This is a genomic window from Halobacillus sp. BBL2006 (genome assembly GCF_000786645.1).
Lineage (GTDB): Bacteria > Bacillota > Bacilli > Bacillales > Halobacillaceae > Halobacillus.
The window spans coordinates 1-12,541 of record NZ_JRNX01000247.1 but is presented as its reverse complement, the minus strand read 5'-3'; the positions used below and the strand labels follow the sequence as shown (position 1 = coordinate 12,541).

At 42.5% G+C, this 12,541-nt stretch carries 11 protein-coding genes; 10 read left to right on the top strand and 1 reads right to left on the bottom strand.

Features of this window, described 5'->3' with window-relative positions:
- The coding region (gene rnhC, locus LD39_RS08250) for a ribonuclease HIII (RefSeq protein WP_035545080.1) at nt 1-644 on the bottom strand (644 nt) is incomplete at its 3' end.
- Between the two features lie 534 nt (nt 645-1,178).
- Here rnhC and zapA point away from each other — a divergent pair.
- The 10 genes from zapA to LD39_RS08200 all read left to right on the top strand — a co-directional run bounded on the left by zapA (nt 1,179) and on the right by LD39_RS08200 (nt 12,335).
- Nucleotides 1,179-1,472: a cell division protein ZapA gene (zapA, locus tag LD39_RS08245; RefSeq protein ID WP_035545078.1), complete on the top strand. Its 294-nt coding sequence runs from the start codon at nt 1,179-1,181 to the stop codon at nt 1,470-1,472.
- Complete coding sequence (locus tag LD39_RS08240) at nt 1,465-2,007, top strand: CvpA family protein (RefSeq protein WP_035545076.1); 543 nt, start codon at nt 1,465-1,467, stop codon at nt 2,005-2,007. The genes zapA and LD39_RS08240 overlap by 8 nt, the downstream gene beginning before the upstream one ends.
- 89 nt (nt 2,008-2,096) lie before the next feature.
- The gene (gene polX, locus LD39_RS08235) at nt 2,097-3,815 is read left to right on the top strand and encodes a DNA polymerase/3'-5' exonuclease PolX (RefSeq protein WP_035545072.1); all 1,719 of its coding nucleotides are present in this window, start codon (nt 2,097-2,099) and stop codon (nt 3,813-3,815) included.
- A 21-nt stretch (nt 3,816-3,836) separates the two neighbouring features.
- Entirely contained in the window at nt 3,837-6,182 is a 2,346-nt protein-coding gene (locus LD39_RS08230; protein WP_035545071.1) for an endonuclease MutS2, read from the top strand.
- A 26-nt stretch (nt 6,183-6,208) separates the two neighbouring features.
- Nucleotides 6,209-6,616, top strand: coding sequence for a DUF350 domain-containing protein (locus LD39_RS08225; protein WP_035545070.1), 408 nt, complete (start codon nt 6,209-6,211; stop codon nt 6,614-6,616).
- 729 nt (nt 6,617-7,345) lie between these two features.
- Nucleotides 7,346-9,046: a long-chain-fatty-acid--CoA ligase gene (locus tag LD39_RS08220; RefSeq protein WP_035545067.1), complete on the top strand. Its 1,701-nt coding sequence runs from the start codon at nt 7,346-7,348 to the stop codon at nt 9,044-9,046.
- 111 nt (nt 9,047-9,157) lie between these two features.
- A complete protein-coding gene (locus LD39_RS08215; RefSeq protein WP_035545065.1) occupies nt 9,158-9,745 on the top strand; it encodes a TetR/AcrR family transcriptional regulator in 588 nt (195 codons plus the stop codon).
- A 19-nt stretch (nt 9,746-9,764) separates the two neighbouring features.
- Nucleotides 9,765-10,538 (top strand): enoyl-CoA hydratase, encoded by a 774-nt coding sequence (locus LD39_RS08210; RefSeq protein ID WP_035545064.1) that lies wholly within the window; start codon nt 9,765-9,767, stop codon nt 10,536-10,538.
- 17 nt (nt 10,539-10,555) lie between these two features.
- The gene (locus LD39_RS08205) at nt 10,556-11,329 is read left to right on the top strand and encodes an electron transfer flavoprotein subunit beta/FixA family protein (protein WP_035545062.1); all 774 of its coding nucleotides are present in this window, start codon (nt 10,556-10,558) and stop codon (nt 11,327-11,329) included.
- A gap of 25 nt (nt 11,330-11,354) precedes the next feature.
- On the top strand, nt 11,355-12,335 hold the full coding sequence (locus tag LD39_RS08200; protein ID WP_035545060.1) for an electron transfer flavoprotein subunit alpha/FixB family protein: 981 nt from the start codon (nt 11,355-11,357) through the stop codon (nt 12,333-12,335).
- The last annotated feature ends 206 nt before the right edge of the window (nt 12,336-12,541 follow it).

Below are 12,541 nucleotides of genomic sequence, written 5' to 3'. Positions count from 1 at the left end.
TTCTGGTAAACTTCCGGCTGAGAAAATTGGTCGATCAGAATCCCGGTCGGTTTTTCAGGAGCAATCTTTTCTAACAGACGATCTAAGGCTTGATGGTGGAGGATGGTTTTCATTTTTCCTTGTGACCATCCCTTCCTTTGCCATTGATTGTATCGTTTGTTATTCAACCGTAAAAGGCTGTATGGGACCTTAAGCGCAACAATGTCTTTAGCCAGTTCGGTAATTTGGGCATCAGAAAGGTTCTTTGAGTCTCTGACTCCGAGAGATTTTAGAACTGGAATCTGTTCCTCGGTGACATAAGCAGCCGCAACGGTGATCGGTCCGAAATAATCTCCTGTCCCCGCTTCATCTGAACCGATATGTGAACTAGTAAATAGGCTCTTTTCAGGATGGTATGCATGTGTCTTTTTTGTTTTTGAGTTCTGGTGTGTCGGTGTGTCTTCCACCTTTCCCCAACGTTTTGCTTCTTCGTTAGGGTTCTGTCCTTGAAAAAGAACTTTACCTGATTTATAAGCGGTAATGGTGCAAGCACTTGTTTTCGCAGCGAACAACGCGTTTTGCGGGGTAGCTTTTAATTGTTTTTGATAGAATTCTTTCATTTTTTGCACCTTAGACGGTGTAAGCTTTAAAACGACTTGTGGCATGGTGTGGTCCTTTCTATGTAAAAGTAAGAAAAGTCTATATTTATTGGTAAATAGTTGGACAGATTTCTTCTCTGTCCAGCTCCGGCGCCTAGCCTCTCGAGGTCATAAGACAACCAACTCCGCGGGCAAGTGCACCCCGCTGCATTGATTGTCTTATGCTTGTCGAGGGCCCTTAGGAAGAAGGTCAGTTCAACGTTGGCACAGGACGTGCCGAACTTAGTTGAACACTCATCTATTAATAAGTCAGGCGCCTGCGCTTTTCTATTTGATTGTCTAACTCCAGTGGTCAGCGACTAGTGAGACTTCCCTCGCTTCTGTACGATAAGTTAACATCAAATCACTTCGTTCTTTGTGTTTCCTTTATCTCCTCCAGCTCAGTCCGGTCCATACGTCGCTTTTCAGACCACTTACGTTTTTCTCTTAGTATAGCAAAGTCATGGAAAAAATAGAACATTTCCTAAAAACGTCCATATTGGTTTCCTAATTCAACCCCTTCGTGTTACTATTATGTTTAGGATTGAGAAACTAGGGGGTATGGACGTGTCGCAATCAGACCAAGAGAAAAAAAGAATTACAGTGGAGATTAATAAACGATCTTACACTATAGTTGGTCATGAAGAGCCCCATCGTATCCGTATGGTATCCAGCCTTGTCGATCAGAAGATGCGTGAAATTCATGAAGCGAATCCAAGTCTGGATACGGCCAAGCTCGCTGTTTTGACCGCTGTTAATACAATGAATGAGTATATAAAATTAAAAGAAGAATGTACGGAACTGATGAACTATATCGAAAAGAAAGAGGAAGAGGACGAAAATACTAATGATTGATATATTGTTGCTGCTTATTTTAATAATTGGAATATTTACCGGCCTGAGACGTGGGTTCATCCTTCAGTTGTTCCACTTGATCGGGTTCATAGTGGCTTTTGCCGTAGCCGTCATGTATTACGATGATCTATCCCCGAAACTGACGCTTTGGGTTCCTTATCCCGAACTCCCGGAGGGCACTTCTTGGGCGGTTTTTGTAGACAGCTTGCCTCTAGAGCAAGCCTTTTATAATGCCGTAGCCTTTGCAATCCTGTTCTTTGGAGTGAAAATCATCCTACATATCATCGCTTCGATGTTGGACTTCGTATCGGAATTGCCGATCTTACACTCCTTAAACAAGATTTTAGGCGGTGCGCTTGGATTTGTTGAAAACTTCGTCATTTTATTTGTGCTTTTATATATAGCTGCACTTGTTCCTGTTGAATCGGTACAGAATGCGTTAGATGGATCGATACTTGCTCAACTTATCATTGAACATACACCAGTGTTTTCTGAGCAATTAAAAACATTGTGGATCGAACATGTAGCTGGCTAGTGGTAAGAGTGTATAGGGAGATCTTTGAAGCCGCTATGATTTCGATCATGGCGGTTTTTTTATGAATAAGAATTGAGGAGTCGATCAATATGGCTGTTGATAAAAAACAAGTAATCAAGTTATTAGAGAGAATTGCTGTCTATTTAGAGCTGAAAGGGGAGAATCCTTTCAAAATCTCTGCATATAGAAAAGCGGCCCAGGCTTTGGAGAGGGATGATCGTTCTTTGACAGAAATCGATGACTTTACAAAAATGAAGGGCATTGGAAAAGGCACAGCTACGGTCATCGATGAGTTTATCGAGAACGAAGAATCAGATACGTTAAAACAACTGCAGGCCGAAGTGCCAGAAGGCTTGGTTCCATTGCTAAACTTACCTGGCCTTGGCGGGAAAAAGCTGGCCAAGCTTTATCAGCAATTAGGTGTTACAGACGCCGAGAGTTTGAAGTCCGCACTGGAAAGTGGAAAGGTAGAAGCGCTGGAGGGCTTTGGTAAGAAGTCGGCTGAAAAAATGCTGAAAGCCCTTGAGGAAGCCAATACTCGACCTGAGCGTTTGCCAATTGCCCTCATGCTGCCACTGGCTGAAAAAATCGAAGCCTATTTAAATGAAGCAAAAACCTTCACTCGCTTTTCTAGAGCAGGAAGTCTGCGAAGAATGAGGGAAACGATCAAGGACCTTGATTTCATCATCGCATCTGAGAACGCGAGTGAAACAAGGGACGAACTCTTAGAGTACCCAGATATCAAAGAAGTGATCGCATCTGGAGAAACGAAAGTCTCTGTAGTTGTCAGTGAAGGATATGACATCAACATCGACTTCCGAATCGTTGCTCCTGATGAATTCGCTACAACCCTTCACCATTTTACTGGTTCAAAGGACCACAACGTATCCATGCGCCAATTGGCAAAACAACAGGACGAAAAGATCAGTGAATATGGAATCGAAAACACAGAAACGGGTGAAGTGGAAACATTTGAAACGGAAGAAGATTTCTTTAAGCATTTTGGTCTTCACTTCATTCCACCAGAAGTAAGAGAGAATTACGGTGAAGTTGAAAAATTTAAAGAGCCTGTTAATTTAGTAGAGCTATCAGACATCCGTGGAGATCTGCACATGCACTCAACCTGGAGTGATGGAGCTCAGTCGATCAAAGAAATGGCTGAACGTGCGAAAGACAAAGGCTATGAATTCATCGCTATCACTGATCACTCTAAGTATTTAAGAGTGGCGAATGGTCTCAATGAAGAACGCTTGCGTATGCAGCGTGAAGAAATAAATAAAATTAATCAATCAATGAAAGACTTTCACATCTTTGCAGGAATTGAAATGGATATTCTGCCTGATGGGAGCCTGGACTTTGAGGATGATTTCTTAAAGGAGATGGATTTTGTTATTGCATCCATCCACTCAAGCTTCAGTCAGTCTGAAGAGAAAATCATGCAACGTTTGAAAAACGCTCTAGAGAACCCGCATGTTGATATGATTGCGCATCCGACTGGACGCTTGATCGGAAGAAGGGACGGATATGCCGTCAATCTGGAGCAATTGATTGAAGGAGCAAAAGAAACAGGTACCATTTTAGAATTGAATGCCAATCCGAATCGCCTTGATTTGAACTGGGAGTGGCTCATGAGAGCACAGGAAGAGGGCGTAAATATCGCCATCAACACCGATGCTCACAGTTACCCGATGCTCGATCATATGAGAATAGGCGTCGGAACCGCTAGAAAAGGATGGTTAAGGAAAGAAACCGTAATAAATACTTGGACGAAAGACCAGCTGATGAAAAAGTTCGGAATCAGTGAGTAGCAATAAAGGAGACAGACCTAAATGAATCAACGAATCCTTCATGTATTGGAGTATAAAAAAATAATCGATCAATTAAGCGAACAGACAGCTTCGTCCTTAGGGAAAGAAAAAGCGGCTGCATTGAAGCCTTCTTCTGATTTAGAAGAAGTCCGCTTTTTACAGAAAGAAACGGATGAAGCAGCTCAGGTACTTAGATTGAAAGGACACGTGCCTCTTGGAGGGATATTTGATATAAAACCAAGTTTGAAGAGGACGACGATCGGTGGAGTATTGAGCGCTCTCGAGTGTCTGGATATCGCAAGCACTATATACGGTGGCCGCCAGCTACGCCGTTTTATAGAGGATATGGAAGAACCAGAGATGCCCATTCTTCGCGAGCTTGTCGGAGGACTCGAACCGCTTAAGGAATTGGAGCGGCAAATCCGTGGGTGCATAGATGATCACGGAACGGTGATGGATGGCGCTTCAGATAAGCTACGTACAATTCGATCAAAAATTAGGACTTACGAAAGTCGTGTACGCGAAAGGATGGACGCATTTACAAAGTCGAAATCAAAAATGCTTTCAGATGCGATTGTGACGATTCGGAACGACCGGTATGTCCTGCCAGTGAAACAAGAGTACAGAGGTTCTATCGGAGGAATCGTCCATGACCAATCTTCCTCAGGGGCAACCTTATTTATAGAACCTCAGTCCGTCGTTGATTTAAACAATCAGCTCCAAGAAGCGCGCGTACAGGAAAAACACGAAGTTGAGAAGATATTGAAAGAGTTATCTGAAGCCATTGCTGAGGATCATCACATGCTCTATGATAATGTATCGATTCTTGGTCATGTGGACTTCATGGTTGCACGGGCAAAACTAGGGAAGCTGATGAAAGCGTCAATGCCGAAAATGAACGACGAAGGCCGGATTAAAATGCGCCAAGCCCGGCACCCGCTGATTTCAGAAGATGAGGTCGTTCCTAATGATATAGAAATTGGAGAAGATTTCACTTCGATCGTTATAACTGGACCGAACACCGGCGGTAAAACCGTCACCCTCAAACTAGTCGGTCTATGTACTTTAATGGCTCAATCAGGTTTGCAAATTCCAGCAATGGATGGGTGTGAACTGGCTGTATTTGAAGAAGTCTATGCCGATATTGGTGACGAACAGTCTATTGAGCAAAGTCTGTCTACTTTTTCATCTCACATGACGAACATTGTAGAAATATTGAAGCAGGTAGACGATAAGTCGCTTGTTCTATTTGATGAATTAGGCGCAGGTACCGACCCACAGGAAGGTGCTGCTCTAGCTATGTCGATCTTAGATGAAGTCGTACAAAGACAGGCGAGAGTCATTGCTACGACTCACTATCCTGAATTGAAAGCCTATGGGTACAATCGAGACGGTGTTATCAATGCGTCTGTTGAATTTGATATTCAAACGTTAAGGCCAACTTATAGATTGTTGATTGGAGTCCCAGGTCGAAGTAACGCGTTCGAGATTTCAAGAAGGCTTGGTTTGGATGAATCGGTCATTGAATCTGCTAAACAGCAAATTGGTGTTGATTCACGTAGTGTAGAAAATATGATTGCGTCATTAGAAGAGTCTAAGCGCGGTGCTGAACAGGATTATGAAAAAGCGGAACAAATTCTGCAGGAAGCTGAAGAGTTGAAAAAACAATTACAAGAGAAGTGGAATCAATTCGAGGATAAGCGTGAGAAGCTTTATGCGAAAGCAGAAGAAAAGGCAGAAAAAGCAATTCAGCAGGCAAGAGAAGAAGCGGAAGAAATTGTAGGACAGATACGTAATATGAAATCCGAGGCTCAAATGAAAGAACATGAGTGGATTGAAGCACGCAAGATGTTTGATGAAGCCAAACCAGAGTTAGCTAAGAAGAAACAGGAGACAGCGCCGAAGCCCAAAAAAGAAGAACGTGAACTAAAGGCGGGAGACGAAGTTAAACTCCTTACACTGAACCAGCAGGGCACGATCGTGGAGAAGACGGGGAAAAATGAGTTCCAGGTCCAGGTTGGAGTGATGAAGGTCAAAGCTAAACGCAAAGAACTCGAGTTTATAAAATCTGAGCAGCCCTATAAGGAAAAACCGATGGCCAAAGTAAAAGGCAAAGCTTTCCATGTGAAAACCGAATTGGACCTGCGTGGTGAGCGTTATGAGGATGCTTTAAACCGATTAGAAAAATACATCGACGATGCCGTCCTGGCCGGTTATCCAAGAGTATCGATCATTCACGGGAAAGGGACTGGGGCTCTTAGAACCGCCGTTAAAAACTTTGCTAAGAATCATCGCAACATTTCTGATTTTCGTGCAGGTGGAATGAATGAAGGTGGCAGCGGTGTTACCGTATTGGAGCTTAACTAAGAACAGAGTAAAGGGAGCGGACCGAAATGGATGGTTTTTGGGAAATCACGTTAGTGGAAACTGCCGCAAGATATAGTGTAGTCATCTTATGCCTTATTGTATTTATGGCTGTTTTTGAAATCGTAACGTCCTATAACAATTGGAAAGAAATTAAGCGCGGGAATTTAGCTGTCGCTATGGCTACAGGAGGTAAAATTTTCGGAATCGCCAACATCTTCCGCTTTTCTATTGAACACAATGATTCCCTCCTTCAGACTATGGGATGGGGCATCTTTGGCTTTGTTCTCTTGTTATCTGGTTATTTCATTTATGAATTTTTAACCCCATCCTTTAGAATTGATGAAGAAATCGAAGCCGATAATCGTGCCGTAGGTTTCATTTCATTAGTCATATCTGTCGGGCTTTCCTATGTCATAGGAGCGAATATCATTTAAGGAGCACGTTTGATGGAAACTTTAGCCAAAATATTGCTAGTCGTTGCAGCGGTTTTTTTTATTGTAGGTGTACTATTTTTCCTATTATAAAAGAAGGGGCTGTAACAAAAGTGTTTTAGCCATTCTAAAATCCGAATGATGGTGAAATTCTTATGATAAGATTTCACCATCATTCGGGTTTTTTATGGTAGACTAGCGCAACATGTCCAATTCTTGCCTTTACTTCGGACATCTGTCTTGTAAGGTGGAAGGATGGCCGCTCCGACAGAATGCTTCGATGATGAAAACGAAGCATGTAAAATAAGAATTTAGACCATTCCAGCGTAGGAAAAACACGGAGACTTCTGCGGGAGGAAGGCATCGGTGAGATCCCACAGTGCGCAGCACGAGGAAGCTTACCAGCCGCCCGCGAAAAGCGAAGTGTTTTTCCGAAGCGGTCATTCAGAGCAATCCTTAGTTGTTCGTTTCTAGATTGGATGCTTTTAATTATGTCCCAGCCTCATTTTTAATCTCGCAAGATCAGTCTTGTCTTCTTACTGTTGGTAACGGAGTGCTAATTAAATAATCGCGAGTATTAAAATCAAAAAGAAATTGTTGAACAGCCTTTTATTTATAAATTTGCGCAATGTTAGAGATGGTAATTTTCTCAAAATTTAAAATTATAATTCAAATATACACCTGTTATCGTTATAATAGTTATATAAGTCTATTTTGGGGAGGCGTTTTGGGATGACAACCTTTCATCGTCCATGGCATGAACATTATCCACCAGAAGTCCCTGCTACAATGGAATACGATCAACAGCCTTTGCACTATTACTTAGAGGATAGTGCAAAAAAATACGGAGAAAAGAAAGCGCTTTATTTTATGGGGAAAGAATTAACCTACAAAGAAGTTCATGAACAAGCAAAAGCTTTGGCAAGCTACCTGCAGGAGTTAGGTTTGGAAAAAGGGGATCGAGTTTCGATCATGCTTCCGAATTGTCCGCAGTCGGTCATTTCCTATTATGCAATTTTGCTTGCTGGAGGAATCGTTGTTCAAACCAACCCTCTTTATATGGAGCGGGAGTTGGAATACCAGCTGATGGATTCTGGAGCTAAGATGATCATCTGTCTGGATATTCTTTATCCGAAAGCAGCAAACGTCAAAGGAAACACTTCTCTTGAGCACATCATCGTCACGGGGATTAAAGATTATCTTCCGTTCCCCAAAAATAAAATTTATCCTTTCATTCAAAGAAGACAGTATCAAGTACTCGTTAAACCTGAGCAGTCCATCGATACACACCTCTGGCCGCATATCCTCGAAAAAAGCACTGGAGAAGTTAAACCTGTAGACATTGATCCTGTTGAGGACTTGGCGCTCCTCCAATATACAGGGGGTACGACAGGATTTCCGAAAGGCGTCATGCTCACACATTACAACCTCGTTGTGAACACGCAGATGTCAAAACAGTGGCTTTATAAATCTGAGGAAGGGAAAGATATAGTTCTCGGGGTTTTACCCTTCTTTCATGTTTACGGCATGACTTCGGTCATGAATCTGTCCGTAATGATGGGGAGTAAAATGATCCTAATGCCTAAGTTCGATGCTGAAGAGGTTTTGAAGGTTATAGATAAGCAACGGCCAACGTTATTCCCCGGAGCTCCCACTATTTATATCGCTTTACTGAACCACCCCAACTTGAAAAAGTACGATTTATCATCAATTGAAGCGTGTCTCAGTGGCTCTGCCCCGCTGCCGGTGGAAGTGCAAGAGGAATTCGAAAAAGTGACAGGCGGCAAACTGGTAGAAGGTTATGGTCTGACTGAGACCTCTCCAGTGACTCACTCCAATCTAGTGTGGGGAAAACGTGTCAGTGGAAGTGTAGGTATTCCTTGGCCGAATACAGATGCTAAGATCTTTAGAATGGATGCTGAAGAGGAAGCTGATTTTGGAGAAATTGGTGAAATCGTCGTGAAAGGTCCTCAAGTGATGAGGGGCTATTGGAACCGTCCGGAAGATACAGCCCAGGTTCTAAGTGAAGATGGCTGGTTCCATACAGGAGATATGGGCTACATGAATGAAGAAGGCTATTTCTTTGTTGTAGACCGCAAGAAAGATATGATTATCGCAGGCGGATACAACATCTATCCTCGAGAAGTAGAAGAGGTTCTTTATGAGCACTCTGAAGTTCAAGAAGCAGTAGTCGTGGGGATCCCTGACCCTTACCGAGGGGAGACAGTCAAAGCGTTTATTGTTAAAAAACAGGGGAGTGATATTACAGAGGATGAATTGAATGAGTATTGCCGTAAGCATATGGCTGCTTTTAAAGTACCCCGTATTTACGAATTCCGCGACGAGCTTCCTAAAACCGCTGTAGGTAAGATCCTGCGCCGCACGCTCGTCGAGGAGGAGAAGAGAAAATTAGAAGAATCAGAGAGTGTTTAAAAGCTGAAAAAGAATTCTTGAAGAAAAGTTGACAGAATATTTTTTGGGCTGTAATATAATAGGTGAATGACCGTTCATTCATTTTCACGATTCATAAGGCAGGAGATATTATTGAAGAAAAACAAACCAAAATACAAACAAATAATTGAGGCCGCGGTTGAAGTGATCGCAGAAAATGGATACCACTCCTCTCAAGTGTCAAAAATTGCGAAAAAAGCTGGAGTGGCTGATGGTACAATTTACCTTTATTTCAAGAACAAAGAGGATATTCTCGTTTCCCTTTTTCAAGAAAAAATGGGGCAGTTCATTGAAAGGATCGAGCAGGAAACCACTTCTAGGCAAACAGCTGAAGAGAAGCTTCTTACTTTGATCGAGACACACTTCAAACAGCTGGCTGCAGATCACCACTTGGCGATTGTGACTCAATTAGAACTTCGTCAATCGAATAAAGAATTGAGACAAAAAATCAATGAAGTGTTAAAAAGGTATTTGAACGTCATTGATCAAATTGTTCAAGAAGGTGTAGAAGAAAAGTTGTTCCGTAAAGGCATGGATCGCCGTCTTGTTCGTCAAATGATTTTTGGAACGATGGATGAGACGGTGACCAATTGGGTCATGAAAGAACAACGACATAACATAGTTGAACAGGCGAAAGAAGTCCATAGCTTGATCATTCATGGATTAGCCCATTCAGATTAGTAATAAGGAGAGAGAGCGATTGTCAACATTAACTCTGCAAGTGAAAGAACATGTAGCTGAAATTACAATTGAAAGTCCGCCAGCGAATGCTCTTTCAACAAACATATTAAATGATTTATCAGAGGAATTGGACAGGGTTGAACAAGATCCATCTATTAAAGCTATTTTGTTGAAAGGAGAAGGGAAGTTTTTCTCCGCTGGAGCAGATATTAAGGAATTCACTTCGCTGCAAGGGGCTTCAGATTACAAACACCTTGCATCTAAGGGGCAAGAATTGTTCAACCGGATAGAGAACTTCCATATTCCTGTCATCGCAGCCATACACGGCGCTGCGTTGGGAGGGGGACTGGAACTGGCTATGTCCTGTCATATCCGCTATGTAGCTGATGATGCAAAACTCGGCCTTCCAGAGCTGAATTTAGGGATTATCCCAGGATTTGCTGGAACCCAGCGCTTGCCGAGGTATGTAGGGGCTGCAAAAGCGTATGAAATGATATTGACTGGAGTACCGATTACTGGTTCAGAAGCTGTTTCAGCAGGGTTAGCGAACAAAAGCTTTGCTTCTGAGGAACTTTTCCAAGAAGCTGAAAAGCTCGCTCATACGATCTCGTTGAAGAGTGGCCCGACCATTCAACACATCATGAAGCTTGTCCCTTATGCTTTTACACCTCAATTCAATGAAGGCATTAATGCAGAGGCACAGGCATTTGGCGAAGTATTTGGCAACGAAGATGCAATAGAAGGCATACAGGCATTTATTGAGAAAAGAAAACCTAAATTTAATGATCAATAGTTCAGGAGGTAATGTACATGAACATTTACGTTTTATTAAAAAGAACTTTTGACACAGAGGAAAAAATTGCAGTCAATAATGGAAGAATTGAGGATGATGGTGCGGAATACATCATTAATCCATATGACGAATATGCCGTTGAAGAAGCAATCAATCTTCGCGATGAGCACGGCGGTGAAGTGACGGTCGTGACGATCGGTGAAGAAGACGCTGAGAAGCAATTGCGCACAGCTCTAGCAATGGGTGCAGACAAAGCTGTGCTTATTAATACTGAGGATGATTTAGAGGAAGGTGACCAGTTCACAACGGTCAAGATTTTGGAAGCTTTCTTTGCAGATCGTGAGGTTGACCTCATTCTTGGTGGTAACGTAGCCATTGATGAAGCAAGTGGTCAAGTAGGTCCACGTTTAGCCGAGCGACTTGATATTCCTTGTGTAACCACGATTACAAGTATTGAAATAAACGGAGAATCGGTTCACATCGAGCGCGACGTAGAAGGGGATGTCGAGAAGGTAGATACTTCCCTTCCATTGCTTGTCACTTGTCAGCAAGGGTTGAACGAGCCACGCTATCCTTCTTTACCAGGCATTATGAAGGCGAAGAAAAAGCCTTTAGATGAACTGGAAATCGATGACCTTGATTTAGATGAAGACGATGTAGAGCCGAAGACGAAAACAACTGAAATTTTCCTTCCGCCTGAAAAACAAGCCGGTAAAGTCCTGGAAGGCGAAATCGATGATCAAGTGAAAGAACTTGTATCCTTATTAAAAACTGAAGCGAAAGTACTGTAAATAGATAAGGGAAAGGAGAATCGTTATGAGTAAAAAAGTGTTAGTGATCGGAGAAGCTAGAGAAGGTTCATTACGAAATGTTACGTTCGAGGCCATTGCTGCAGCCAATATCGTGAGTGATGGTGGTGAAGTTGTCGGCGTGCTTTGTGGAGCAGGCGACCTTAGCGAAATGGGCCAAGAGATGGTTTATCATGGGGCGACTCGTGTCATCACTATTTCAAACGAAGAATTGAAAACGTATACATCTGATGGGTACAGTCAGGCCGTTTATCAGGTGATTGAGGATGAATCACCTGAAGGAATTATTATGGGCCACACGGCTATCGGGAAAGACTTGACTCCTAAGCTTGCAAGTAAATTGGAATCTGGACTGATTTCAGATGCGACTGAGGTTGTAGCTGAGAGTGGAAATATTGTCTTCACACGTCCAATTTACTCCGGTAAAGCTTTCGAGAAAAAAGAAATCACCGATGGTCTTGTGTTTGCTACAATTCGTCCGAATAATATTCCTGCTGCTGAGCGAGATGATTCACTCGCTGGAGAAGTTACAGAGAAGAATGTAGAGATCAAAAACATCCGTACGATTATCAAAGATATCATCCGTAAGTCTTCCGATGGTGTAGACTTATCCGAGGCTAAAGTGATCGTTGCCGGCGGCCGCGGAGTGAAAAGCTCTGAAGGTTTCGAGCCATTAAACGAACTAGCTGAGGTTTTAGGTGGTACAGTTGGGGCGTCACGAGGAGCATGTGATGCAGGTTACTGCGACTATTCTTTACAAATTGGTCAAACCGGTAAAGTTGTAACACCGGATCTATATATCGCTTGCGGTATTTCAGGAGCGATCCAGCATCTGGCAGGGATGTCCAACTCAAAAGTCATAGTAGCCATCAATAAAGATCCAGAAGCAAACATTTTCAACGTTGCCGACTACGGTATTGTAGGAGACTTGTTCGACGTTGTACCTAAGCTTGTGGATGAAGTGAAACAAATGAAAGTGAATGCATAACTGTGTTAAAGCCGAAGCCGATTATTTGGCTTCGGCTTTTTTCCATGTTTAAATAGGGTATAAACAAATTATTAGTCACTCAAAATAAAAGAGTGATATACTCTAAACAGATTAGAGTTCGAGGAGGAATTATCAATGGCAATTGTAAAAGCTACAGATCAAAACTTTACAGAAGAAACAAATGATGGTTTAGTACTAGCGGATTT

Excerpts from the sequence above, each read along its gene's own strand:
- LD39_RS08200 (WP_035545060.1), top strand. The coding sequence starts at position 11,355 with ATGAGTAAAAAAGTGTTAGTGATCGGAGAAGCTAGAGAAGGTTCATTA.
- LD39_RS08225 (WP_035545070.1), top strand. The coding sequence starts at position 6,209 with ATGGATGGTTTTTGGGAAATCACGTTAGTGGAAACTGCCGCAAGATAT.
- zapA (WP_035545078.1), top strand. The coding sequence starts at position 1,179 with ATGGACGTGTCGCAATCAGACCAAGAGAAAAAAAGAATTACAGTGGAG.
- LD39_RS08240 (WP_035545076.1), top strand. The coding sequence starts at position 1,465 with ATGATTGATATATTGTTGCTGCTTATTTTAATAATTGGAATATTTACC.
- polX (WP_035545072.1), top strand. The coding sequence starts at position 2,097 with ATGGCTGTTGATAAAAAACAAGTAATCAAGTTATTAGAGAGAATTGCT.
- LD39_RS08230 (WP_035545071.1), top strand. The coding sequence starts at position 3,837 with ATGAATCAACGAATCCTTCATGTATTGGAGTATAAAAAAATAATCGAT.
- LD39_RS08205 (WP_035545062.1), top strand. The coding sequence starts at position 10,556 with ATGAACATTTACGTTTTATTAAAAAGAACTTTTGACACAGAGGAAAAA.
- LD39_RS08220 (WP_035545067.1), top strand. The coding sequence starts at position 7,346 with ATGACAACCTTTCATCGTCCATGGCATGAACATTATCCACCAGAAGTC.